The following is a 25324-nucleotide window of genomic DNA, read 5'->3' as shown; positions in this document are numbered from 1 at the left end:
CGGATTTCCGCGAATTCTCTCCTTGAAGAGTTTCGCGCACGGTCTTACATCGTTACGAATTACAGTGGCGGAGTTACGAGCGATCAGGACTGCGCTCGTGCGGCACGAAAGTCGTGACCGCTCCGGACTCCGTCAAAGAAAGGGATGAAAGTGAAGTACACCAAGGTTGCCGCTATCGCCGCCGGAACGCTGATGGCGATCGGTGCCGCTACGCCCGCCTTCGCCGACTCCGGTGCCGATGGTTACGCTCTCAACTCCCCGGGCCTCCTTTCCGGCAACGTCATCCAGGTTCCGATTCACGTTCCGGTCAACGCCTGCGGCAACACCCTGAGCGTGATCGGCCTGCTCAACCCGGCCTTCGGCAACGCTTGCGCCAACAGCTGACCGCTGTCGGCCGAGCCCCGGTGCTCATTGCCGGTTCGCCCCGGATCGCATCTCCTGCGATCCGGGGCGTTCCTCTTTTCTGCGTTCTCCGTTCCGGAGGTACGCGGCACTGCCCGGGTGCGGCGGAACGACCGGAGACATTCCACCGGCCCGGGGCGCGGAGCGCCGGCGGCTGGAGGCTGACACCCGGACAGCTGCGCAGAACGGAGCACCTGACAGTGCACCACTGATTCCGGCCCCGGAACCCCGACAGCACTCGTTCCGGTGATTAGTCATGCAATCGATCGAGTGGTCCGACAGAAAAAGGAGACCGCGCAGTTGCCCGGCCGGAACCGGATCGTTACCCAGGGCGAAAGCGGCAGAGGTCACAGGTAAAGAAGGCTTGTGCGGCGCGGGGACGCGACCGAAACAGATGCCGCCGCAGAAGGGAACACGAAAAGTGAAGTACGCGAAGACAGCTGCGTTCGTTGCCGGTTCCGTGGTTGCTCTCGGAACGGCTGCTCCCGCCTTCGCCGTCACCACCGCCACGGCCCCCGTTTTCAGCCTCGACGGCGGCGTCAACCAGGTGCTGGAGGCGGCGCCGCAGGGTGTCGAGCCGATCGTCGACACCGTCAGCGGCGCCACCGACTCGGTGCAGCAGAAGGGCGCCGTCACCAAGGTCACCGGTCAGGCGTCCGGTGCGGCCCAGGACGCTGCGCCGCTCCTCGGTGGCGTGCCCCTCGGCGGCTGATCCGTCGCAAGGCGGAAGTTCCCCCGCCCACGGGCAGCATTCGCATTTCCCCGCTGTCGATGCCGTGCATATCCGTGAAACTGCATGGCGGTAGCACCGTTCGGGTGAATTGCCACAACTGATCCCGCCGCTGAGAGTTGATCAGAGCGCTCCGGACAGGCGGGCAACAGAGATTCCAGAAGGGCTATTTCGTGATCAAGAAGATTATGGCTTCGGCAGCCGTTGCCGCTTCGGTCGTCGGCGTCTCCGCCGCGATCGCCCCGCAGGCGATGGCCATCGGCAACGACATCGGCACCACGTCCTACAACGGCAACGGTACCGCGCAGTCGTTCGGCAATTCCGCCACCGCTGGTGACTGGAGCCCGCAGTTCGCGCTCCTCCAGGGCTCGCTCAACAAGCCCTGCCTCGCCCTGCCCGCCAAGGCCAACGTCGGTTCGCTCGTCGGCGGCGTCCCGGTCGCGGTCCAGGACGTCAACGTCCTGTCCTCGCCGCAGAACCAGCAGTGCACGGAGAACTCCACGCAGGCCAAGGGCGACGAGGCACTGTCGCACATCCTGGACGACATCCCGGTCCTGTCCGGCAACGGCACCACCAACGGCTGAGCCGTACCGTTCCGGACGCTCTCGCCGGGCCCTCGACGATTCCCCGGACGCTTCGCAGGGGGCGCCGAGTCCGCCTTTCCGCAGCGCGTGACACAGAACTCGCAATATCCGTGGGGCCAGTCCGTCCACGCGGCAGCCGATTCCCGGCGGCCCGGACGCACTGGCCCTTCGTCCTGTCGCCGGGCGGCCGCCCGAACCCCTCGTTGGAGGGGTGTACTGGGCCGGTTGCCGCAGTTGCGGCGGCCGTCACCCATCGAACCGGGTACAGGCGTCCCATGGACCAGTACGACAGCCAACGCCCGTGGGGTCGGCACCGGCACACGGAGGACGACACCCCGATCTACGACCGCCTGCTCGCCGAATGGCAGGCGGCCAGGCGTGACCGGGACCGGGCATCGCGTCCCGAGCCCGGTCCGCCCAGCGCGGACGGACTCGTGCCCGCTGCTCGCACCTCCTGCGAGGACCTCGGTGAATGACCTCGAAGCGTCGAACTCACGCCGGATGGAACCCATTTGAGTGGTGCTGCGGAACCGGCGCCTCCGTAACCGGTTGATCAGTACGTTCCACAACGGAACGCTCTGAAAGGTGAAGCTTGATGAAGAAGATGATGGCCGGCGCAGCAGTGGCCGTGTCCCTGGTCGGTCTGTCGGCCGCCGCGGCCCCCGCGGCGATGGCGATCGGCAACGACCACGGCACCACGTCGGTCAACGGCAACAATGGTCAACAGGCGTTCGGCAACAGCGTCACCCAGGGCGACCACAGTCCGCAGGCACAGCTCGTCCAGGGCTCGCTGAACAAAGCGTGCGTCGGTCTGCCGGCCAAGGCCAACGTGGGTTCGCTCGTCGGCGTGCTGGTGCCCGTCGCGGTCCAGGACGTCAACGTCCTGCACTCGCCGCAGAATCAGCAGTGCGCCGAGAACTCCACGCAGGCCAAGGGTGACGAGGCGCTGTCGCACATCGCGGACGACATCCCGGTGCTGTCGGGCAACGGTTCCCTCAACAGCTGACGCCTCGTGATGTGCGGGCGGCAGGGGCCGAGCCCCGGACCGCCCGCACTCCCGTGTCCGCATGGGACCGCACGCGCCGATGCCCACCACTCCACGGGGGGTGGTGGGCATCGGGCGTACCCGGGCGTACGGGTCAGCCCAGGGAACGCACCGGCAGGACGCAGTGGGCGGAGGTCATGATGACCTCCTCGTCGGCGGCGAAGGAACGCAGCAGTTCCTCGCTCACGGGACGGCCGGGCACCGCTTCCGGCCACGGACGGGTGGCGAACATCGCGTAGGCCTCGCCCTGCTCGTGGGCCGCGGCCAGCCACTGCGGTGGTACGGGGTACTGCGCGGTGAAGTGAGGAAGCGTCAGCACCGCCTGGCCGGCCTGGACAAGGAGCTTGACCGGGAGACCCGGTGTCTCGGCGGCGCGTACGAGACCGGCGCCGACCGGCAGTCCGCTGCGCTCCAGGGCCACACGCAGGGCGGCCTCAACGGCGGCCGGGCCGTCCGACCCGTCGCCCAGCGAGTAGACGAGCAGGAAGGCGACATCATGTCCGCCCTCGGGGTGTTCGCCACTCCACCCGATCAGGGAGAGAGTGCCCAACTGGGCTGGTGTGAACGTGCCGATGGCGGTCCGGGGTGAGGTCATGGTCGGCACCCTAACGGCCGCTGACCGGTCATTGTGCATGCGTATCACCTGATCGAGGGAGATCTGCAGATATCTCCGACATGAGTGCCGGACCGGGCCGGCCGCGAGCCCTCCGCGCGCATCCCCCGGACGGCTGGATCAAAATGTGTTGACGCCGTCGTGCGGTCCCGGGCTATCGTGTGCAGCGTTCCGGACGGCGGACATGAACCGCCGGTGTCGGCCCCGTGCTTGGACCAGGAGGTGAGGACATTGATGACTGTCGCCGCGGTGGGCGCTGCCCACAACCCGAAGAGCATCGTTCTCACTCCCGTGGTCGCCGGCTGACCTTCTCCGTAACTTCTGCGCGCCCGTGTGCGCGTCGCCGGGGCCACCCTTTGAAGGGTTTCCCTTGTCTTTCTCCTCGCTTTCCCCGCTTTCCTCCTTCGTCGGCCCCTCCGCGTCGCATCCGCTGGCACCGTACGGCTGGGACGACGACTGGGCCGCCGAGTTCGCTCCCCACGCCGAACAGGGGCTCCTGCCCGGACGGGTGGTGCGGGTGGACCGCGGTCAGTGCGATGTCGTCACCCCCGACGGCACCGTGCGCGCCGACACCGCGTTCGTGGTGCCGCGCGACCCGATGCGGATCGTCTGCACGGGTGACTGGGTCGCCGTCGACCCCGACGGTGATCCGCAGTTCGTACGGACGCTGCTGCCGCGGCGTACCGCCTTCGTGCGCTCGACGTCGTCGAAGCGGTCCGAGGGGCAGGTCCTCGCCACCAACGTCGACCACATCGCCATCTGCGTCTCGCTCGCCGTGGAGCTCGACCTGGGGCGGGTGGAACGCTTTCTGGCGCTCGCCATGTCCAGCTCCAGCGGTGACGCACTGCTGCGGGACGGGGCGTCCGCTCAGGACGGCGCCGCTCAGCCGCTGGTGGTGCTGACCAAGGCGGACCTGGTGCCGGACGCCGCCACGCTGGCGTACCTCGTCCAGGACATCGGGACCGTCGCCCCCGGTGTGCAGGTGCTGCCCGTCAGCTCCGCCACCGGGGAGGGGCTCGACGTGCTCGGCGCCATCGTCTCCGGCGGTACGAGTGTGCTGCTCGGGGTGTCCGGCGCGGGTAAGTCCACGCTTGCCAACGCCCTGCTCGGCGAAGACGTGATGGCTGTGCAGGCAGCCCGTGACGTCGACGGCAAGGGCCGGCACACCACCACGACCCGCAACCTGCTGGTCCTGCCTTCCGGGGGCGTCCTGATCGACACCCCTGGGCTGCGCGGGGTCGGCCTCTGGGACGCGGAGACCGGTGTCGGGCAGGTGTTCTCGGACGTGGAGGAACTGGCCCGGGAGTGCCGCTTCCACGACTGCAACCATGAGTCCGAGCCCGGCTGCGCAGTACTCGCCGCCATCGAGGACGGCGCGCTGCCCGAGCGGCGCCTGGACAGCTACCGCAAGCTGCTTCGCGAGAACCAGCGCATCGTCGCCAAGACCGATGCCCGGGTACGGTCCGAGATCCGCCGCGACTGGAAGCGCAAGGGGGCCGAGGGCCGGGCGGCCATGGACGCCAAGCGGGGCCGGCTGCGGTAGCTCACGGGGGGGGCGGGTCCACGTCCGAAAACCGCGAGTGCGCCATTGGGGGGTGGCGCACACTGGACGGTGTGATGGACGAACAGACCAGGTACGAGGCGGTGAGCAGCCGCGACGCGCGTTTCGACGGGGAGTTCTTCTTCGCCGTCGAGACCACCGGCATCTACTGCCGGCCGAGCTGCCCCGCCGTCACCCCCAAGCGGAAGAACGTCCGCTTCTACCCGACCGCGGCCGCCGCTCAGGGCCACGGCTTCCGGGCCTGCAGGCGATGCCGCCCGGACGCCGTCCCGGGGTCCGCGGAATGGGACGTACGCGCCGACGTCGTCGGCCGCGCCATGCGGATGATCGGCGACGGCGTGGTCGACCGTGAGGGCGTTCCCGGTCTCGCCCAGCGGCTCGGCTACAGCTCGCGCCAGGTGCAACGGCAGCTCAACGCCGAGCTGGGCGCCGGACCCGTCGCCCTGGCCCGTGCCCAGCGCGCACACACCGCACGGGTGCTGCTCCAGACGACCGGGCTGCCCGTCACCGAGATCGTGTTCGCCTCGGGCTTCGCCAGCGTGCGCCAGTTCAACGACACGATCCGGCAGATCTACGCCCGTACGCCGAGCGCACTGCGGGCCGAGGCCGGGACCGGGCTGGGCGCGGCGGTACAGGAGGCGCGCACGACCGGGGTCCCGCTCCGGCTCGCCCACCGCGGGCCGTACGCCGCCCGTGAGGTCTTCGATCTGCTGGCCGGTGAGACGGTCGCCCGGATCGAGGAGATCAGCGGCGAGCGCGGCGCCCGTACCTACCGTCGCACGCTGCGGCTGCCGTACGGGACGGGCATCGTCGCCGTCGACGAGCGGTCCGCGGGGGCGTGGCTGGACGCCCGGATCCACCTGACCGATCTGCGCGACCTGACGACGGCGGTGCAGCGGCTGCGGCGCCTCTTCGACCTGGACGCCGATCCGTACGCCGTCGACGAGCGACTCGGCGCCGACCCGCTGCTCGCACCGAGCGTCGTCGCCCGCCCGGGGGTGCGGTCGCCGGGGGCGGCGGACCCGGAGGAGTTCGCCGTACGGACGCTGGTGGGCCGGGACACGGCGGAGCGGCTCGTGGAGATGTACGGGAAGGTTCTGGACGTGCCTTGCGGAGGGCTCACGCATGTTTTCCCTGAGCCGGGAGCGCTGGCGGGAGAGGCGGAGGCTCCAGCGCTGCGGGCGCTGGCGGCCGCGCTGGCGGACGGGGACGTACAGCTCGACGCCGGGGCGGACCGCGAGGAGGCCGAGCGTGCGCTGCTGCGGCTGCCGGGGATCGGCCCGGCGGCCGCGGCGCTGATCAGGATGCGGGCGCTCGGTGACCCCGATGTGGATCCGGACGGGCGCCCCGAGGGGGAGCGGTGGCGGCCCTGGCGTTCGTACGCCGTGCGCCACCTGGAGCTTCGGGGACCGTCTTCGGATCATGCCGGATCGGCCTGATCCGAACAGGACAGCCCTCAGGCCTCTTCTCGCGATCGCGCCGGCCTCGTGCACGGAGCTCGCGAAAATGCCGGCCCACAGCGCATGCGCCCCCGGAGCCCAAGCGGCGTCGGTCACCCAGAACTACGGCAGCTTCGGCACGTACCACTGGCAGCACCGGCCCACAGCATGGCCCGCCGCCGACATCTCCGCCCAGCGCCTCGCGCGCCTCCCGGTCCAGGAGATCGTGGTGGCCACCGACGGGTCGACGTCGGCGATCGAGCGTGCGCGCACCATCCTCGCGAACACGTATTCCGACCGCGACATCCCTTGGACCGTCCGCGAGGACCATGCCCAAAGTGGCGCACAGCTCGCCGGATACCGGCAACTGGCCAACGTGGTCGTCCTGGTCAGTTTCCCCATCGCCGGCTGCAGCCTGGCGGTGAGCGTGGCCGGGGGCCTGCGCGACCGCTGCTCAGACGCATCACGGGACCCGAAACGGCACGCAACGAGTAGCAGGAACGACGACGGCTCGGCCCGGCTGACTGCAGCCGGTCCGAGCCGTCCCTCATTCAGGGCCGGGGCCGGACTCAGACCGGCAGGCCCCAGCGCGGCGCGGTGGCGTTCGCGGTGACCGGGCGGATCGTCAGGTCCGGGCGGTCACCCTCGGCCGTGATGAGCGCCGAGTCGCCCTTGCGGAGCTCGATCCGGACCGTGCCGTCCGCCACCTCCTCGTACCGCAGCGGCCGTCCGTGGTGGTCCCGGATCTCGATCGGGCCCTCGATGCCATGGCGTACGACGCAGGGGGCGCCGGCCTCGCTGGTCAGCCGGACCCAGCGGGTGCGGCCCTCCTCCCGTACCGCGCTCAGCAGGAACGCGCCCTGGGTGCGGAAGTCATGGACGGTCAGCTCCCGCCAGGCGGCGGGCAGCGCGGGGAAGACCCTGATCGTGCCGCCCCAGGACTGGCACACCATGTCGTGCAGCGACTGGGCCGCGGAGAGCGGGGTCTCGATGACCGGGCCCGACTCCTTGTACATGGTGTTCGCCTGGATGAACCGGCTCATCAGCTGACCGAGGTACTTCAGCGCGTCCTCGCCCTTGCCGAGGAGGGCCGACATCGAGGCGGCGCCGGTGAAGGTGTAGCCCTGCAGGGCGCCCTCGAAGCCGACCCAGTGGGCGAGGGACTTCTCGATCAGGGCGCGCTCGTCGGCTGTCGCCCCCGTCAGCTCGTACAGCGGGTAGACGGCGAGCATGTGCGAGTAGTGGCGGTGCGACTTCGCGAACGGGACACCGGCGCCGATCATGAACCCGTTGGCGTCGACCGGGTACGGAGCGAGCTTGGCCAGTACCTCCTGCCAGCGCGCGGTCAGTGGGTCGTCGACGCCGAGCTGCTTCGCCGAGTCCAGCAGAGTGCGGCAGCCCCAGCGCAGCAGCATCAGGTCGTAGTTGCAGTCCGGTGCGTTGACGCCGTACTCGGGCGAGAACGTCGCCGGGAGATGCAGCCTGGCGTCCGCACCGGGCGTCAGGAAGTGCAGGTAGTAGTTGACGGCCTTGCGCAGCAACGGGAACAGCGTGTCGCGCAGGATCGACTCGTCCATCGTGTGGCGGTAGGAGAGCCACACGTTGTGCAGCGCCCAGGTCAGGTTGCCGACCTCGGGGGTGGGCGGGTCCTGGCCGGGGATGCCGACTCCGTAGCCGCCGTCGGTCACGGACGCGCCGTTGACGAGCTGCGGGTCGGTGGTACGCGGAATGCCGGCCGAGTCCGCCCGGTAGGGGGCGGCGACCTCGCGGGAGAGCTGGTCCCGGAACTCGCTCAGCGCGCGGGTGACGGCGTCCAGCTCCAGATGGTTGGAGCCGTGGATCAGCCAGTACTCCAGCTGGACATTGAGGTTCCACCAAGTGTTCGGCCACGGGGTGGGCTCCAGCCAGGGACCCGACGTGGCCATCACCGGCGCGTCCTTGCGGGCCGCCGAGGCGGTCTTGTACAGCTGGATCCAGTAGAAGCGCTGCAGCCGGGAGTCCGGCAGGGACAGGAAGCTCTTCCGGTAGAACCGGTCCCACCAGGCGCGGTGGGGCGTGGTGAGCAGACCGTACGGGAGCACGGAAGCGGTGGTGACGGTACGCAGCGCACGGTCGCGGGCCGTCGTCCTCGGGTGGGAGTGCGCGACGGTGACGTACAGCGTGCGACTGTCGCCCCTGGTGCGCTCCCGCCAGGCGGTGACGTGCTGACCGCCCGCCAGCAGCGGCTGGACGGCGGCGGTCGTTTCGCCGTGCTCCTCGATCACGGCGGGCGGGTTGCCGGCGTATCCGTCCGGGAGCGGCTTGAAGGCAGCGCGCGGGCTGATGGCGTCGGCCGGGTGGAAGACCCAGCGGAAGCCCGTCTCGCCCTCGCTCGGGGTGACCTCGACGGCGAGCACATCGCTGGAGGAGTGGACGAAGGCGCGCAGCTTCAGGGTGCCCGCGGATGTGGTGATCGTGCCTTCGAGTTCGGCGGTGCGCAGCCGCATCCACCACTCGATGCCGGTGATGGTGCCCGTCGGTTCCAGGGTGAAGTGGCCGATCGGCAGGCGGGCGAGGCCGAAGAGCGAGCCGAACTCGGGGCGGTGGTCCTGGACCTCGGAGTGCTGGACGTTGAAGCGGACGGCCGTGGTCGTGGCGCCGGGTTCGGCGTAGATGCCGGAGCCGAGGCGGCCGTTGCCCAGGTACGGACCCTCGTACCAGGTCTTGGGCAGTTTCTGCCAGAGGAGGTCGGCGTCGTCGAGGACGGTGCGCCAGCTGTCGTCGGGGGAGTGCACGACGGGGACGGCGGGCGCCGCGGACGGGGTGGTGGCCGGTGCGGACGCCTGGGCGGGGACGGCTGCGCCGCCCACCATCAGCGCGCCGCCGAGGACGGTACCGGTGGCGAGAACAGTTCTTCGGGAGGGGGACGGTGACGAGGGGGCGGTCCCGGGCGTGCGGGAAGGATCCGGTGCAGTGGGCAAGGCGTCTCCTGTCGACTCGTACACAGGCGCATCAATTCATCCGAGCTATTCCTTCACGGAAGGTAAGCAAGGGGTGCCTGGGCGTCAATAGCCCGAGAGAGATCCGATGTGTTTCCGTCTACCTGGACGGAATCCACGCTGGTGGTCATGGGAAAGGGGTCGGGCGGTCAGCCCCGGAGCACCGCTCCCAGCCACGCCCCCGTGACCAGCAGACACGCGAACAGCTCGACGAGTACGGAGTAGCCGGTGGCCCGCATCACCGAACGGAGCGAGGTCCGCGCCGCGCCGCCGCTGCCGAGCCGCAGGCGCTCCGCGCCGTAGATCGCCCCGACGTATCCCAGGATCCCGCCCACCACCGGCACCAGGAAGAAGCCCACGATCCCGGCGATCCCGCCCAGCATCAGCGTCCTGCGCGGCGCCCCGGCCTCGCGCGGGCGGCGCGGGCGCAGCAGCGGTTTCAGTGCCTGGTTGAGCAGCAGGAGTACGGTGGCGCCGATCAGTACGGCCCAGGCGGTCGGGGTCATGTCGGTGAGCGCCCACCACAGCACGGCGGCCCAGACGATCGCCTGGCCGGGCACCCCGGGCACGAGCACGCCGACCAGGCCGAGCAGAATGACCAGGCCAACAGCGATGAGCTGCCACACACCCATCTCACCAGCCTGCCGGAGTCCGGCCGGTCGCGCCCGTCAACAAGGGGCGGGCGGGCGCCGTCGACGCAGCTCAGAGGGGTGATGGGGCAGTCCCGAAGCCGTGGCGGACCGGTCTCGCTCAGGCCGGCGGCGTGCGGGCCACCCAGCCCCGTTCGTACGCGTGCCAGCCCAGCTGCAGCCGTGTCGACACCCCGGTCAGCTCCATCAGGCCCTTCACCCGCCGCTGTACGGTCCGCAGTCCCAGCTCCAGTTGTTTCGCCACGCTCGCGTCCGTCAGGCCGGCCAGCAGCAGCGACAGAATCTCCAGATCGGTCGGATCGGGGCCGACGGGGTCCTCGTGAGCCCAGCCGTTCTCGCCCAGCCGCAACGGCATGGCCTCGCGCCACACCGCCTCGAAGAGGCCCATCAGCGACTCCAGCAGCCCGGAGGCGTGGACGACCAGTGCCGCGGGCTCGGCACCCCGGCCGGTCAGCGGCACCATCGCCAGCGAGGCGTCGGCGACGACCAGCTTGGTCGGCACCCGGTCGACGACCCGGCACTGTTCGTCCCGGCTCAGGGCCGCCGACAGTTCCAGGATTCCGGACGGCAGTGCGAGCACCTCCCGCTCGACCACCACCCGGAAGGACACCCCACGGGTCGCTGCCTGCTCCTCGGACTCGTTGTCCATACCGCTGACGGCAATCGGCTTCCCGGTGACGAGGGCGCACACCTCGCTGGTCGCACCCAGCTGCAACTGGTGGAAGCGGTGCGCCACCGCGCTCGCTCCCGTGACCACCTCGACCAGATCGTGCACGGCCGGCTCGGCCGCATCCGACCGGTACTCCTCGGCGAGCAGCGCCGCCGCCAGTTCCGCCTGTTCCAGTTCGTGGCGCTGCTGGGTCAGCAGCGCGCCCAGGGCGACCCCCGGCGGCGCCGCCACCCACCGCCCGGTGCGAGCGGACGACTGGGCGGCGAGGCCCTGTTGCTCCAGTCGGCGAAGCGCCCGCTCGGTCTCCGACTCCGGAAGTCCCAGCCGGTGTGCGAGGTCGGAGACCTCCGCTGCGCCCACCGCGACGAGCGCGCGATAGGCGGACTCCTGTCTCCCGTCGAGACCTATGGCTCCCAGCACCCTTGGACCCCTCCCCGGACGCGTCAATTCCGCATCGTTCCGCCCTCTTCGGCCGGCCGGTCGTGGCGGAAAGCGGCCACGGCGTAAACCCGCCGTGTACATCATCCCTGCATCGCCCGTCGTCATGCCAATGTGGCGCCCACCGCAGCACCAATAGCCTCCGGAATCAGGCAGCTTGTGTTGTCCTGTTCCGGATTCATCTGGGGAGAGCGATGCGCCCGATATCGCGTACGGCACTGGGGGCGGCGACCGCCGCGGTCCTGGCCGTCACCGTGGTCGCGCCGTCCGTGGCAGCGCCACCGACGGATTCCACATCGAAGAGACCGCTGACCGGCAGCGCGGCAGCCGGTGCCGACGCTGCCGCGAAGGGCGGCAAACCGGTCACCGTCACCCTTGTCACCGGCGACAAGGTCCTGGTGAGCACAGACCGTTCGGGGGCCCCGTCGGCCACCGCACTGCCCCGCGAGGACGGCACCGTACCCCTCGTACAGACCCGGCAGTCCGGCAAGGACCTGTACGTCTACCCGGACACCGCGGCCGAGGCGCTCGCCGCGGGCACGGTCGACGAGGAACTCTTCAACGTCACCGGACTGATCCGCCAGGGCTACGACGACGCGAGCACCACGTCGGTGCCGTTGATCGCGGTCTACGGCCAAAACCTGGCCCGTTCCGCGCCCGTCACCCCGCGCGGCGCGAAGCGCGGGCTCTCCCTCGACGCCATCGACGGCGTCGCGCTCAAGGCGGACAAGGCGAAGGCCGCCGACTTCTGGTCGGACGTCACCAACAACCGCTCGCGCTCGGCCTCCGGTCTGAAGAAGCTCTGGCTCGACCGCAAGGTCCAGGCCACCCTCGACCAGTCGACGAAGCAGATCGGCGCCGACCTCGCCTGGGCCGCCGGATACGACGGCAAGGGCACCAAGGTCGCCGTCCTGGACACCGGTGTCGACGCCGAACACCCCGACCTCAAGGGCCGGATCGCCGCCTCGGAGAACTTCACCGACTCCGACACCACCGACGACCGGCAGGGCCACGGCACCCACACCATCTCCACCGTGGGCGGCACCGGCGCGGCCAGCGACGGCAAGAAGAAGGGCGTCGCACCCGGTGCCGACCTGCTCGCCGGCAAGGTCCTCAACGACAGCGGCTCCGGTGCCGAGTCCTGGATCATCGCCGGCATGCAGTGGGCCGTCGACCAGAAGGCCGATGTCGTCTCCATGAGCCTCGGGAGCCCGACGCCGACCGACTGCACCGACCCGATGAGCGTCGCCGCCGAAGAACTCGCCCAGAGCAAGAACACCTTGTTCGTCATCGCGGCGGGCAACTCCGGCCCGACGCTGAACACCGTCTCCTCCCCGGGCTGCGCCCCGAGCGTGCTGACCGTCGGCGCCGTCGACCGCGACGACTCCACGGCCCAGTTCTCCAGCCGTGGACCCGTGATCGGCTCGCACACCCTCAAGCCCGAGATCGCCGCTCCCGGCGTCGCCATCTCGGCGGCGGCGGCCGGCGGCCGGGGTGTCTCCGCGTACCGGACGATGTCCGGCACATCGATGGCCACCCCGCATGTCGCGGGCGCCGCAGCCATCGTGAAGCAGCGTCACCCGGACTGGACCGCACAGCAGATCAAGGCGGCCCTCGTGTCGTCCGCGAAGAGCGACATCCCGGGTGACGTGCGGGAGACCGGCGGCGGACGCCTCGATGTCAAGGCCGCCATCGACACCACCGTCGTCGGTGCCCCCGCCGTCCAGGGAGGCACGTTCAACTGGCCTCAGGGCAAGTCCGACCGCACCACGGTCGACGTCCCGTACACCAACTCCGGCACCGAGCCGGTGAAGCTGTCGCTGAAGGTCCAGGGCGTCACCGGCAACGACGGCTCGGCCGTCCGCTCCTCCGTCGCGAAGCTCGACGTGAGCAGTGTCACCGTCCCGGCCGGAGCCACCGTCAAGGTCCCGCTGCAGATCGACCCGACCGCGCAGCTGAAGGCCGCCCAGTACGGTGATGTGACCGGGCGTGTGCTGGCCACCGGCGCCGACGGCGTCAAGGTTTCCACCCCGTTCTCGCTGTACGTCGGCGCGGAGACCGTCACCCTGCGGGTGAAGCTGGTCGACCGCACCGGCAAGCCTGCCGCGGGCTCCTCCTCGCTGGACGTCATCGGCACCGACACCGCCACGGGTGAGCGCCGCTTCAACGACGGCTCGGCCGATCAGGTGTACCAGGTGCGCCCCGGCGCCTACTTCGTCTCCAGCTTCGTCATGTCGCCGGACCCGAAGGACGCCACCGGCCGGCTCGTCGAGTCCGTCGGCTACCTGGCACGCCCGCAGCTGAACGTCACCAAGGACACCACCCTGGTGCTCGACGCCCGCAATGCGCATCGGATCCAGGTGAGGACCGAGGACCGCGCGTCCGAGAACCGTTCCACGACCCTCGCCTTCGGCCGCAGCTGGGACGACGTCTGGCTGCACTCGGGCTCCATCACCGGCAGCCGCATCGTCAAGAACTACCTGGTCGACATCCAGGGCAGGGCGAGCGACGGTGACTTCGAGTTCGACAGCGCCTGGCGTGCGTACGCACCGCAGATCGAGAAGCTCTCGGTCGTCGGCGGCGCCGAACTGCACCCGGTGCTCGCGAGCACCGGCTCCGTCAACCTCGACGGTTCCGGCGAGGCCGCGCTCGTCGATGCGGGCACCGGCACCCCCGACGAGCTGAAGGCCGCCGATGTCACGGGCAAGATCGCTCTGGTGAAGGTCGCCGACGGCGGATCCGTGATCACCCCGGCGCGGAACGCCAAGGCCGCCGGGGCAAAGGCGATCATCGTGCACCGGCCGTCCGCGGGCCTCTGGCAGCCGTCCGTGGGCTATGGTTCGGCGCCGCTGCCCTCCCTCGCCATCGAAGCGAGTGAGGCCGCCGACCTGAACGCCGCCCTGGCCGCCGGCCCCGTGAAGCTGAGCTGGAAGGGCACTGCCGCCAGCCCGTTCGTCTACAACCTGAGCTTCCCCGAGACCGGCCCGGTCACCTCGGACCGCACGTACAAGGTCCGTGACAGCGAACTCGGCAGGTCCACCGCCACGTACGAGGCGATGGGTGTCGCGGCGGAATACGTCGATTCGATGGTCTTCGGCCGGCCGTACGGCGGGCGTTACTCCGCATCGTTCGACACCGTCGCCGTCCCGGGCAAGCGCACCGAGTACTACTCGGCGGGCGACACCGCCTGGGAGCGCTACGTCTCCTCCAGCTTCCCCTGGGGCGAGTCCATGGTCGACCCGGCGCACACCTACACGGCCGGCTCGAAGCGCACGGAGAACTGGTACCGGGGGATCGTCGGTCCGTCCACTCCGCGCGACGCCCAGGGCAAGGAAGTGCTCGCCGCCGAGCGTCAGGACAACCTGATCGGCGTCGCCCCGGGCTTCTGGGCCGACAGTGAACACGCCGGTATCCAGGGCTCCTTCGGCGATGTGGGCAACATGAGGCTCACCAGCGGTGGCAAGGTGCTCGGCGAGTCCGGTTGGCCGTCCGGGGTGTTCACCGTCCCGGCCGAGGACGCGGCGTACGAACTCACCATGCAGACCGCCAAGTTCGGTTCGCCCGCTGCCGTGTGGAAGCGGTCCACCCAGACCGAGACCACCTGGAAGTTCCGTTCGAAGCGGGACGAGAACGCGTACTCTCAGGGGATTCCGCTGCTGTTCCCCGGATACGACCTGGCCACGGACGGCATGAAGACCCTGGCGGCGCAGGACGGCCAGAAGATCGGCCTGAGTGCCACGGGCCACGCCGGCTACACGCCCGGCAAGCTGACCGCGGCCAAGGTGTCGTACTCGTACGACGGTGGCACGACCTGGACCGAGGCCACCACCGCGCAGCAGGACGGGCGTTGGACCGCGACCGTGAACCACGCGGGTGCGGCCGGCAAGCCGGTCACGCTGAAGACGGAACTGACGGACGCCAACGGAAACTCCGTCGTCCAGACCGTCGTCGACGCGTACGCGGTGCGCTGACCTCGGCCACACCATGACCGGTCCGCCGGGCGTCCTTCCCGTGGGGGGTGGGGTCGCCCGGCGGACCTCTTTTTTCCTGATGACCCGTTTTCGTACGGCCCGTGCGGTGGACAATAAGGGCATGAGTCAGCAGGGGGAGAGGCCCGCCGCCCACGAGGACGACTGGTGGCGCAAGCTGTACGACGAAACCGCCGCGGACGCCGGGGCGAGCGACGCGGCCGACAGTCTCGACGACCGATTCGACTCGGCGTCGGGGGCGGTGGATCCGGCGGGGCCCGGCGCGGGCATCGCCTTCCCGGAACCGCCCCTTGCGGCGCCCGCCGACGGTCCCCCCGTGCCGCCTCCGCCGCCACCTGCACCTCCGCCTCCGCCTCGGCGTCCGTCGGCACCGGAACCTCCACCTCCGCCGCCCGTGCAATCCGTGCAGGCGCGTGCGCCGTGGGAACCGCCGGCCGGCCCCTCGAGGCCGAGGACATTCGCCACACCGCCGTCCGTTGTCGAAGCGCCGGCCACAGCCTCCGTTCCGCCGCTCCCGAGACGGCCGGTCGCCTCGAAGCCGGCGGCGCCCGAGGCGGGACCGACCACCGTGCTCCCGGCCGCACCGACCCCCGGGACCGCTCCCGAACCCCCTCCCGCCCCCGCGGCGCGCCCGGGCCTCTCGTACGTAGGCGACCGCCCGCCCACCTACGACGCCGAACCGACCGCCCTCCCCGCCACCGTCCCCCAGGAACTGGACGGACTCGTCGCCGACACCGTGCTCGACGGCGCCCGCTACGGGACATACACCCTGCGCGCCGCCTCTGTGCGCGGCGACTCCGCCCGGTTCAGGGGAGAGCCCCGACGCGACGCCCTGCTCACCGTGCGGTTCGGCGCCGCCGAGAACGCCCTCGTGCTCGTCGCGGTCGCCAGTGGCGCCCGTGCCACCGAGAGTGCGCATCTCGCGGCCGCAGACGCCTGCCGCTGGATCGGCGGAGCCGTCGGCCGCAGCCACCCCCGGCTCTCCGAGGACATAAGAGCGGGTCGCCGCGGCGACCTCAAGTCAGGCCTGCACCGCCTCACCGACCGCAGCTACGGCAAGCTCCGCGCCCGCGCCGTCGAGTTGGGGCTCGAACCGGAGGAGTACACCGCGGGGCTGCGGTGTCTGCTGCTGTCGGCCGATCCCGCCTGCCGGACCCGGGTCTTCTTCGGGGTGGGCGGCGGGGGACTCTTCCGGCTGCGGGACGGCGTCTGGCAGGATCTCGAACCGGACGTCCTGGAGACCGGGGCCATGACCGGGCAGGCCGTCGTCGGCTTCGGGTCCGCGCCCCCCGGGAGCGAGCCCGACGGCGACCGGCTGACCATGGACCTGGGCATCGCGACGCCCGCGTCCCCGTACGTCGAGAGCCCGCCACCGCCACCCGCGCAGCCGTTCCGGTTCCGGGCCTCGGTGGGCCGCCCGGGGGACACGCTGCTCCTGTGCAGTACCGGTTTCGCCGAGCCGCTGCGCGGCGAACCCGCCCTCGCCGAGGAACTCGCCGACCGCTGGACGCCCCAGGAGCCGCCCGGCCTGGCGGCTTTCCTCGCGGACACACAGCTCAGGGTGAAGGGGTACGCCGACGACCGTACGAGTGTCGGCGTCTGGGAGGCGTAACCGCGCGTGCCATGGGTTGATGGACTCCTAGCGCGGAGAGGATACGCACCCATGGCCAAGCAGAACGTGTCGGAGCAGTTCGTCGACATTCTCGTCCGGGCGGGCGTCAAGCGCCTGTACGGCGTCGTCGGCGACAGCCTCAACCCGGTCGTCGACGCCATTCGCCGCAACGCGGCCATCGAGTGGATCCAGGTCAGACACGAGGAGACCGCCGCCTTCGCCGCCGGCGCCGAGGCCCAGATCACCGGGACCCTGGCCGCCTGCGCGGGTTCCTGCGGCCCCGGCAATCTGCACCTCATCAACGGCCTCTACGACGCCCACCGCTCGATGGCCCCGGTCCTCGCCCTTGCCTCGCACATCCCTTCGAGCGAGATCGGTCTTGGTTACTTCCAGGAGACCCATCCGGAGCTGCTCTTCCAGGAGTGCAGCCACTACAACGAGATGATCTCCAACCCGCAGCAGATGCCCAGGCTGCTCCAGAGCGCTGTCCAGCACGCGATCGGGCGGGGCGGGGTCAGCGTCGTCTCGATGCCGGGCGACATCGCCTCACAGCCGGCGCCGGAGAAGTCGATCGAGCACGCCCTGGTCACCGCGCGGCCGACGGTCCGACCCGGTGACGAGGAGATCGAGAAGCTCCGCCGGATGGTCGACGAGGCGAAGAGGGTGACGCTGTTCTGCGGCAGCGGCACGGCGGGTGCCCATGCCGAGGTCATGGAGTTCGCCGAGCGGGTGAAGGCCCCCGTCGGTCATGCGCTGCGCGGCAAGGAGTGGATCCAGTACGACAACCCGTACGACGTCGGCATGAGCGGACTGCTCGGCTACGGTGCCGCGTACGAGGCGACCAACGAGTGCGATCTGCTGATCCTGCTCGGCACCGACTTCCCGTACAACGCCTTCCTGCCCACCGATGTGAAGATCGTCCAGGTCGATGTGCGCCCCGAGAACCTGGGCCGCCGCTCCAAGCTGGATCTGGCGATCTGGGGCGATGTCCGTGAGACGCTGCGCTGTCTCACGCCCCAGGTGAAGGCCAAGACCGACCGCAAGTTCCTCGACCGGATGCTCAAGAAGCACGCCGACGCGCTGGAGGGAGTGGTCAAGGCGTACACCCGCAAGGTCGAGAAGCACATCCCGATCCACCCGGAGTACGTCGCCTCGGTGCTCGACGATCTCGCGGACGACGACGCGGTGTTCACCGTCGACACCGGCATGTGCAATGTGTGGGCGGCCCGCTATCTCACCCCCAACGGCAGGCGCCGGGTGATCGGTTCGTTCAGCCACGGCTCGATGGCCAACGCGCTGCCGCAGGCGATCGGCGCCCAGTTCGTCGACCGGAGCCGACAGGTCGTGTCGATGTCCGGCGACGGCGGATTCACCATGCTGATGGGCGACTTCCTCACCCTCGTCCAGTACAACCTTCCGGTGAAGGTGGTCCTGTTCAACAACTCCTCGCTCTCCATGGTCGAGTTGGAGATGCTCGTGGCCGGGCTGCCGTCGTTCGGTACGACCAACAAGAACCCGGACTTCGCGGCGATCGCCCGGGCGGCCGGGGCGTACGGCGTACGGGTGGAGAAGCCCAAGCAGCTCGAAGGCGCCCTCAAGGACGCCTTCAAGCACAAGGGACCGGCCCTGGTCGATGTTGTCACCGACCCCAACGCGCTCTCCATCCCGCCGAAGATCAGCGCGGAGATGGTGACCGGCTTCGCGCTCTCCGCGAGCAAGATCGTGCTGGACGGCGGCGTGGGCCGGATGCTTCAGATGGCCCGCTCCAACCTGCGTAACGTGCCCCGCCCCTGAGAGCCTGTCGAGTGACCTCTGATCGGGCGGCCACGCCCCGGCACGCACGCTTCCCGCGTTGCCGAAATATCCTGGTAGCTCCTTCCCCGAGCTCTCAGCTTCGTTCGAGCAGGGGAGACTCCATCCGAGGACCTTCCAGCGCCTTGGAATCGCACGCACCAGAACGCGTCCGCTATCCGATCGAAGGTCACCCGACAGGCTCTGAGCTGGTCCGGGGCGGGGCGGTCGCTCAGGCCGGGGTCATGCGTACCGTCAGGATCTGGAACGGCCGCAGCGCCAGTACGAGACCGTGCTCATCGGTCGTCGCCTCATGCAGGGGCCGTTCCAGCAGGTCGGTGATCTGCGCCCGCACGACAGGGAATCCGACCCGGAGCGTGGTCTCCGCCCGGCCGCCCGCCGACTCGTACAGCCGGACGACCACATCGCCGCTGTGGTCCTCCGCGAGCTTCACCGACTCCACGGTCACCGCCGGATGCCCGGTGGTGACCAGCGACGGCACGGCCGGGGCCACCGCCGCGCGCAGCGGAAGATTGAGCGCGAGCCCCTCGCGCACCGCGTCCGAGACCTCCGCCCCGGGCGCCAGCGCGTACCGGAACCGATGCGTGCCGAGGTCGGTCTCCGGATCCGGGCTGTGCGGGGCGCGCAGCAGCGTCAGCCGTACGGTCGTGGCGAGCCCCGACCCGTGCGGGGTCCGGGTCACGTCGTGCCCGTAGGTGGAGTCGTTGAGCATCGCGATCCCGTATCCCGGCTCGGCGACCCGCAGCCAGCGGTGCGCACAGATCTCGAAACGCGCCGCGTCCCAGCCGGTGTTGTCGTGTGTTGCGCGGTGGACGTGCCCGAACTGGATCTCGGACGTGGACCGCTCGGCATGCACATCGAGCGGGAACGCGGCCTTGAGGACCTTCTCCGACTCCTGCCAGTCCACCTCGGTGTCGATGTCGATCTGCCTGCTGTCCGCCGACAGCCGGATCTCCTGCACGATTCGCGACGTCCCGAACGAGCGAACCACGCGCACGGCTGCCCGCAGCGGTCCCTCCTCGACCAGCTCGACCGAGTCGGCATCGGTCAGATCGGTGTGGGACCGCCGGTAGTGCCGGTCGATGTCCCAGGCGTCCCAGTGGTTGGGGTGGTCCGGGTGCAGCTGAAGGAGGTTGGCCCGGTGACCGGGGGCGATGACCTCACGCCGTGCACCGAGGTCGCGGACGGAGGCGATCAGGCCGTCGCGGTCGACGGTGAAGCGCAGAAGCCCGTTGTCGAGGACGAATCCGTCGTCCGACGTGCGGCCCGCCGTGACCTCGCGTTCGGGCACCGCCGACCCGTCGAGCAGTCCTGCGCCCAGTCCCGGCGCCTCGGCGAGCACCGCCGTGCGCCAGTCGGCCAGCTGCTGGACATGGGCGCCGGACGGCAGTACCGCGCTCGCCTCCGCGTCCAGCTCCAGCACCTGACGTCGGTCGTACGGGGAGGAGTTGAGCGCCACCAACCCTTCCGCGGCGCCGAGCGCGGTCACCGCATCGGCGACCAGGTCGGCCAGCTCCGCCCGCACCTGTTCGTAGGTGTCGCGGGCCTCGCGGTGCACCCAGGCGATCGATGAGCCGGGCAGGATGTCATGGAACTGATGCAGCAGGACCGTCTTCCACACCCGGTCCAGCGTCTCGTACGGATAGGCGTACCCGGGCGCCCGAAGCGCTGCCGTCGTCGCCCACAACTCGGCCTCCCGCAGCAGGTGTTCACTGCGGCGGTTGCCCTGCTTGGTCTTGGCCTGGGTGGTGTACGTCGCCCGGTGCAGCTCCAGATACAGCTCCCCGGACCAGACCGGGGCCTGCTCGGCGTACTCCTCCTCCGCCGCCGCGAAGAACGCCGACGGCTTCTCGATCGTGACGCGCGGAGAACCCTCCAGGTCGCGGAGCCGGCGCGCCTTCTCCAGCATCTCGCGGGTCGGACCGCCGCCGCCGTCTCCCCAGCCGAACGGCACCAGCGAGCGGGTCGCCCGCCCCTTGTCGGCGAAGTTCCTCTCCGCATGGGCGAGTTCGCGGGCGTGGAAGTGTGCGTTGTACGTGTCGACCGGCGGGAAATGGGTGAAGACCCTGGTCCCGTCGATGCCCTCCCACCAGAAGGTGTGGTGCGGCATCTTGTTGGTCTGGTTCCAGGACAGCTTCTGCGTCAGGAACCACTTCACCCCAGCCAGTTTCGCGAGTTGGGGGAATGCCGCCGTGTAGCCGAAGGAGTCCGGCAGCCAGATCTCCTCCGTCTCCACCCCCAGCTCCTGCTCGAAGAAGCGCTTTCCGTGCACGATCTGCCGCGCCAGCGCCTCACCGCCCGGCATATTGGCATCGGACTCCACCCACATCGAACCGACCGGCGCCCACTGTCCGTCCGCCACCGCCCGCTTGATCCGCTCCCAGATGTGCGGCTGATGGTCACGCACCCAGGCGTACTGCTGGGCCTGCGAGCAGGCGAAGACCAGCTCCGGATAGTCCTGGGCGAGCGCGGTGACATTGGCGAACGTGCGCGAGGCCTTCCGTACCGTCTCGCGCAGCGGCCACAGCCACGCCGAGTCGATGTGTGCATGGCCGGCGGCCGAGATCCGGTGCGCGCTCGCCGACGCCGGGCGGGCGAGTGCCTCGGCGAGCTCGGCCCGGGCTCCGGACGCCGTGCCCGCCACATCATGCAGATCCAGTACGTCGAGCATCCGCTCCAGCGCCCGCAGGATCTCGTGCCGCCGCGACCGGTCGGCGGGAAGTTCGTGCATCAGTTCGGACAACACCTCGATGTCCAGGACGAGATGCCAGACCTCCTCGTCCAGCACGGCGAGATCCGCGGAGGCGAACCGGTACAGGGGCTGGTCGCCCGCCGTGAGGACGTCCCCGAGCGGGGTCGGCGTGAAGCCGTGCTCCAGCACGGCCGGGTTGGCCGCCGCCTCCAGCAGCAAGGAGACCGGCTCACCGCCCGACGCCGCGGTCGCGACCGTCAGATGGCGATTGCGGGGGTGGATGCCCTTGAGCGGTACACCCTCCGTGTCGTAGAGCATCCCCTCCGCCTGGAAGCCCGGCCCCTGACCGGAGAAACCGGGGTCGACGACCACCTCGACATGGCGCCCCGCCCACGCCTCCGGCACCGTGCCCTCAAGCCGGAACCAGCTGGTCGACCAGGGCCTGCCCCACTCCGTGCCGGTCCCGAACGGCTCGTACGTCCCCTTCAGCGCCTCCGTCACCGGCACCGGTTCGCCTGGCGCGTGCCACACGGTGAGGGTGAGCGGGGACCGGTCCGCGTACTGGGCGGGGCGGATGAATTGCTGGAGGGCGCGCTCCAGGCGGCCCTCCACCAGCGTGCGGTCGTCGTGCATCACGGCTCCTCGGGGTCGGCGGTCGCGGGGCGTTCATGGCACCACTTCCCCGGTGACACGAGGGGCACCCCTGACGGGCGACGACATACCGCGGTGGGCACCGGAGGGACCGAGCTCCGGTGCCCACCGCAGGCAGGTCTACCACCGGGTGACACCCGGCGCGTGGAAGCGCCACAGCCGGTCGGTGCTGTTCAGGTCCGGGTCCGGATGCGGGCTGTCCCGGCTGCCGGAACCCTCGTACGTGCCGAGCGTCTGTACGTGTCGAGCGGCGGGGCGAGCGGCGTATTGACCCGAGGGCGGTACGGGTTCGCCCCGTGCCTGCCCATCCGCCGCGGGCGGCGGGGCGGACAAGGGCCGGTCCGGACCCGGCGGCGCGGGCAGCCGTGTCGGGAAGGGGGGCGCAGGTGAGCACGGCTGCGTGATCGTCACCAGGGAGGCCGCCGAAGGTCAGTTGAGCCGCAGGGTGCCCGGCGTGGTCCGTTCCTCGACGATCTGCACCAGCTGGTCGAAGAGGGTGGGACCGCGGCCGGCCAGTGCCTCGTCGAGGGCCCGCTGAAGGGCAGGCCTGTTGGTGGGGTGCGCGCGGCCGATCTGCTGTCGCAGCCGGCGTGCGGTCTCCTCGTGGCCCAGGGCCCGGGCGGAGAGCGCGTGATTGCGCCAGTCGATGACGAAGTCACCGTCGTCCGGCGTTCCCATGCCGCCGCTCAGACAGTCCGCGAAGGCGTCGAGGTTGCGGCCGAAGTAGCCGCCGGGCCCGTTCACCGCTTCGCCGATCACCTGCCAGAACCGCTCCAGGCCGGTGACTTCGGAGCCCTCGATCACATAGGTCACGGTCATGCGCGCAGGGTAACTCCTCGGTGGTCCGGAGATCCGCGCCGCAGGTGGGGGGCTACGGCGCGGATCGGACCGGAGGGGTGGAGCGGACTTACGTGTGCGGGTCGCCGGGACTCAGCAGCCGTGGTCGACGAGATCGAACGTCGCGTAGTGGTCGGCGGTGTAGTAGTCCTCCTGGGACGCCTTGCCCGTCACGATCCGCCGCGCGCCACGGGTCGGGGAGCCCGGGGTGATGACCGTGTACTCGTGGTAATAGCCGGTGTTCCGGCTGGGCAGCACGCCTTCACGGTTCTGGAACACGACCCCGTCCTGCGAGTACGGGAAGGGGCCGCCCGCCTCGATCAGATCGAGGGTGTCGTGCGCCTGGGACGGCAGGTCCGAGTAGCAGATGCTGCCGACCGACGCGGCCGCGGCGGTGGCGGACGCCGTGACCGGGCCGCCGACGAAGAGGACGGACAGGAGGGCGGCGGCGCCGCCGAGCATGGTGATCCGTGGGGGGATTCGCATGTCCACCATGATGACGCGCGTAGACATGGTCACGTCAACGCCAACACGTGTGAATTTTTTGGAAGTTAACCGGACCGGCGTGAATGTGACAGCCGAGTGTCCGCGAATCCGGGGTGCGCCCGCCCCCCTGTGCACATATTGATGAGTCGACAAGCGTGACAGCCCCTGTGCGGGGCATGCATCCCGGGAGGAAGTTTCGACGAGAAGGGGGCGATCGACTGTGCACGCGGGGGAGACGATGGAGCGTCAGCACGATGTTCAGCTGCGCCGCAGACTGGCTCGCACCGACCTGTCGGCCGTGGCCGAAGTGAGGTGTGCGCTAAGGGAGTTCCTGCGATATCGATGGCGGGAGGACTCCGCCGAAGTGGCGGAACTCCTCCTCAGCGAACTGGTGACCAACGCGCTGGTCCACACGGATCACGGAGCGGTCGTCACCGTGAACGTGACGCCGGCGACGTTACGCGTCGAAGTCCGGGACTTCGTCACCGGACTGCCCATGTCGTACGTACCGAACGCCGACGACGGTACGCACGGCAGGGGATTGGTCCTGGTGCATGCTCTCGCGGACGCATGGGGGGTGACGGCGCACGCGCTGGGCAAGGTGGTCTGGTTCGAGCTGGAAGGTGAAGGGCGCGCCTGAGAGCCTGTCGGGTGACCTCTGATCGGGCGGCCACGCCCTGGCGCGCACGCTTCCCGCGTTGCCGAAATGTGGCTCTCCTGCCGTATGTGTGGGTCATCGGGTTGCGAGTTGACGGCCGGGGAGGGTGGGTTTGTCTCCTGCGAGGGTGAGCATGACGAGGGCGATGATGGCGTCGGCGGAGTGGAAGCCGAAGCCGCGGCGGATGATCAGGCGGGTCTTGGTGTTCGTGGATTCGATCAGCCCGTTACTCATCCCCGTGATCAACGCGGCCCGGATGGCGTCGTAGTGCCGGACGATTCGGCGTTGGAGACCAACGAAGGCATCGATGCGGCAGCGTCGGGCCCAGCCGATCCATCGGTCCAGTGCCGTGAGGGCCGCGGTGGGACGGGTCTTGGCCAGGGTGAACACCATCCGCAGGGCCTCCTTGAGGCGCCAGGCGCGGTGCAGGCGGGGGTCGGTGGCTTGGATCCAGGCGAGTTTGGCGATCTGCCGGTCGGTGAGGTCGGCCTCGTTCTTCCACAGCGCGAAGCGGGAGTCCTTCAACGCCCGGGCCCGTTCGCGGTCGTCGGCTTCGCGGCGGGCGCGGTTCCAGGAGGCCCGGCGCTCGGTGTCCAGGGCGTCGGTGGCCCAGGCGACGATGTGAAAGGGGTCCATGACACGCACGGCGCCGGGGACGCGTTCGGCGAGGACGTCGGCGATCCAGCTCGCACCGTCGGCGCTGATGTGAGTGAGCCGCGGGGCGCGTTGCTCTCCCAGGGTGTCGAAGAAGCGGTGCAGGACGTCCTTGCCGTGACCGTCGGCCATCCACACCACCTTCGCGGTGTCGTGGTCGACCACCACGGTCATGTACTTCTGACCCTTGCGGTAAGAGATCTCGTCGATCCCGATCCGGCGCAGACCGGACAGCCGGTCACGATCACGGTCGCGGTCGGTGACGTGCCGCTCGACGATGGCCCCGACCGTCCGCCACGAGGTCCGCATCAGCGCGGCCGTCGCGGACTTGGAACATTCGGCAGCCATCCAGGCCGTCTGCTGGTCGAAGCCTCGGGTGTGTCCCGCACCGTGCCTCGCCCAGGGCATCGATGTCACCGTCGGCCCGTGCACCCGGCAATCCACCCGGGGCGCGTCGGCCTCCAGGAACACCTTCACCACCCCGTGGTCCAGATCCCGCCAGCGGCGCCGGCCCCGCCCGGCGTCGTACCGGACCGCGGGTCTGCGACAGATCCCGCATCGCTGCCGACGTCGCGCGTCGGACCGTACCGACACGATCACACACTGTTCGGACCCGTCCCAGCGGACACCCTCGACCACGGCGTTTTCGACCGTCAGGGTCCGCTTCCATATGCTGAAGGTAGACACGCCGTTTCCTTGCAAGATCAAGCTTGTGACTAGACACCTCAAGCCTTGCAGGAAGCGGCGTGTTTCATGTATCACCGCAGGTCACAGCACCCACACATACGGCAGGAGAGCCCGAAATGTCCTGGTAGCTCCTTCC

General features: G+C 70.0%; 20 protein-coding genes. 12 read left to right on the top strand and 8 right to left on the bottom strand.

All coding sequences use genetic code 11. The features are described from left to right. Window positions 1-150 precede the first annotated feature (150 nt). The 5 genes from OG395_RS16545 (at window position 151) to OG395_RS16525 (ending at window position 2722) form a co-directional block, all read left to right on the top strand. Window positions 151-384, top strand: a complete 234-nt coding sequence (locus OG395_RS16545) for a chaplin (protein WP_327243641.1) — start codon at window positions 151-153, stop codon at window positions 382-384. 439 nt (window positions 385-823) lie between these two features. Next, window positions 824-1114, top strand: coding sequence for a hypothetical protein (locus OG395_RS16540; RefSeq protein WP_327243640.1), 291 nt, complete (start codon window positions 824-826; stop codon window positions 1112-1114). Between the two features lie 191 nt (window positions 1115-1305). After that, complete coding sequence (locus OG395_RS16535; RefSeq protein WP_327243639.1) at window positions 1306-1716, top strand: rodlin; 411 nt, start codon at window positions 1306-1308, stop codon at window positions 1714-1716. Window positions 1717-1991: 275 nt separating this feature from the next. Continuing rightward, entirely contained in the window at window positions 1992-2192 is a 201-nt protein-coding gene (locus OG395_RS16530) for a hypothetical protein (protein WP_327243638.1), read from the top strand. Between the two features lie 119 nt (window positions 2193-2311). After that, a complete protein-coding gene (locus OG395_RS16525) occupies window positions 2312-2722 on the top strand; it encodes a rodlin (RefSeq protein ID WP_327243637.1) in 411 nt (136 codons plus the stop codon). 133 nt (window positions 2723-2855) lie between these two features. On the opposite strand, the gene OG395_RS16520 is transcribed toward OG395_RS16525, so the two are convergent. After that, a complete protein-coding gene (locus OG395_RS16520) occupies window positions 2856-3356 on the bottom strand; it encodes a DUF5949 family protein (RefSeq protein ID WP_327243636.1) in 501 nt (166 codons plus the stop codon). A 388-nt stretch (window positions 3357-3744) separates the two neighbouring features. Here OG395_RS16520 and rsgA point away from each other — a divergent pair, with 388 nt between their 5' ends. From rsgA to OG395_RS16505, 3 genes are all read left to right on the top strand, one after another. Continuing rightward, on the top strand, window positions 3745-4917 hold the full coding sequence (gene rsgA, locus OG395_RS16515) for a ribosome small subunit-dependent GTPase A (protein ID WP_327243635.1): 1173 nt from the start codon (window positions 3745-3747) through the stop codon (window positions 4915-4917). A 74-nt stretch (window positions 4918-4991) separates the two neighbouring features. Beyond that, window positions 4992-6374 carry a DNA-3-methyladenine glycosylase 2 family protein gene (locus OG395_RS16510; RefSeq protein WP_327249360.1) on the top strand — a complete coding sequence of 461 codons (1383 nt, stop codon included), beginning with the start codon at window positions 4992-4994 and terminating at the stop codon, window positions 6372-6374. A gap of 67 nt (window positions 6375-6441) precedes the next feature. Beyond that, a complete protein-coding gene (locus OG395_RS16505; protein ID WP_327243634.1) occupies window positions 6442-6987 on the top strand; it encodes a hypothetical protein in 546 nt (181 codons plus the stop codon). Here OG395_RS16505 and OG395_RS16500 read toward each other — a convergent pair. The 3 genes from OG395_RS16500 to OG395_RS16490 all read right to left on the bottom strand — a co-directional run bounded on the left by OG395_RS16500 (window position 6944) and on the right by OG395_RS16490 (window position 11092). Continuing rightward, window positions 6944-9226, bottom strand: coding sequence for a glycosyl hydrolase family 95 catalytic domain-containing protein (locus OG395_RS16500; protein WP_327249359.1), 2283 nt, complete (start codon window positions 9224-9226; stop codon window positions 6944-6946). The two genes, OG395_RS16505 and OG395_RS16500, sit on opposite strands and share 44 nt — an antisense overlap. A 275-nt stretch (window positions 9227-9501) precedes the next feature. Further along, window positions 9502-9984 (bottom strand): DUF456 domain-containing protein, encoded by a 483-nt coding sequence (locus OG395_RS16495; protein WP_327243633.1) that lies wholly within the window; start codon window positions 9982-9984, stop codon window positions 9502-9504. 118 nt (window positions 9985-10102) lie between these two features. Further along, window positions 10103-11092: a helix-turn-helix domain-containing protein gene (locus OG395_RS16490; RefSeq protein WP_327243632.1), complete on the bottom strand. Its 990-nt coding sequence runs from the start codon at window positions 11090-11092 to the stop codon at window positions 10103-10105. A gap of 212 nt (window positions 11093-11304) precedes the next feature. Here OG395_RS16490 and OG395_RS16485 point away from each other — a divergent pair, with 212 nt between their 5' ends. From OG395_RS16485 to OG395_RS16475, 3 genes are all read left to right on the top strand, one after another. After that, complete coding sequence (locus OG395_RS16485; protein WP_327243631.1) at window positions 11305-15081, top strand: S8 family serine peptidase; 3777 nt, start codon at window positions 11305-11307, stop codon at window positions 15079-15081. 121 nt (window positions 15082-15202) lie between these two features. Next, a complete protein-coding gene (locus OG395_RS16480; RefSeq protein WP_327243630.1) occupies window positions 15203-16711 on the top strand; it encodes a protein phosphatase 2C domain-containing protein in 1509 nt (502 codons plus the stop codon). A gap of 51 nt (window positions 16712-16762) precedes the next feature. Continuing rightward, a complete protein-coding gene (locus OG395_RS16475; protein ID WP_327243629.1) occupies window positions 16763-18505 on the top strand; it encodes a pyruvate dehydrogenase in 1743 nt (580 codons plus the stop codon). 229 nt (window positions 18506-18734) lie between these two features. Here the strand turns inward: OG395_RS16475 and OG395_RS16470 are convergent, their stop codons facing one another. The 3 genes from OG395_RS16470 to OG395_RS16460 all read right to left on the bottom strand — a co-directional run bounded on the left by OG395_RS16470 (window position 18735) and on the right by OG395_RS16460 (window position 23189). Further along, complete coding sequence (locus tag OG395_RS16470; protein ID WP_327243628.1) at window positions 18735-21848, bottom strand: alpha-mannosidase; 3114 nt, start codon at window positions 21846-21848, stop codon at window positions 18735-18737. Window positions 21849-22295: 447 nt separating this feature from the next. Then, a complete protein-coding gene (locus tag OG395_RS16465; protein WP_327243627.1) occupies window positions 22296-22685 on the bottom strand; it encodes a barstar family protein in 390 nt (129 codons plus the stop codon). A 111-nt stretch (window positions 22686-22796) separates the two neighbouring features. Next, window positions 22797-23189 carry a ribonuclease domain-containing protein gene (locus OG395_RS16460; protein ID WP_327243626.1) on the bottom strand — a complete coding sequence of 131 codons (393 nt, stop codon included), beginning with the start codon at window positions 23187-23189 and terminating at the stop codon, window positions 22797-22799. Window positions 23190-23427: 238 nt separating this feature from the next. Here OG395_RS16460 and OG395_RS16455 point away from each other — a divergent pair, with 238 nt between their 5' ends. Beyond that, window positions 23428-23829, top strand: a complete 402-nt coding sequence (locus OG395_RS16455; protein ID WP_327243625.1) for an ATP-binding protein — start codon at window positions 23428-23430, stop codon at window positions 23827-23829. Between the two features lie 93 nt (window positions 23830-23922). Here OG395_RS16455 and OG395_RS16450 read toward each other — a convergent pair whose 3' ends face one another. Then, entirely contained in the window at window positions 23923-25188 is a 1266-nt protein-coding gene (locus tag OG395_RS16450; protein ID WP_327241463.1) for an ISL3 family transposase, read from the bottom strand. Between the last annotated feature and the right edge of the window lie 136 nt (window positions 25189-25324).

The sequence above is a fragment of the Streptomyces sp. NBC_01320 genome, assembly GCF_035974375.1.
GTDB lineage: Bacteria > Actinomycetota > Actinomycetes > Streptomycetales > Streptomycetaceae > Streptomyces > Streptomyces yanii.
Note: the sequence above shows the minus strand (reverse complement) of the source record. Positions and strands in the feature narration are given on the sequence as shown.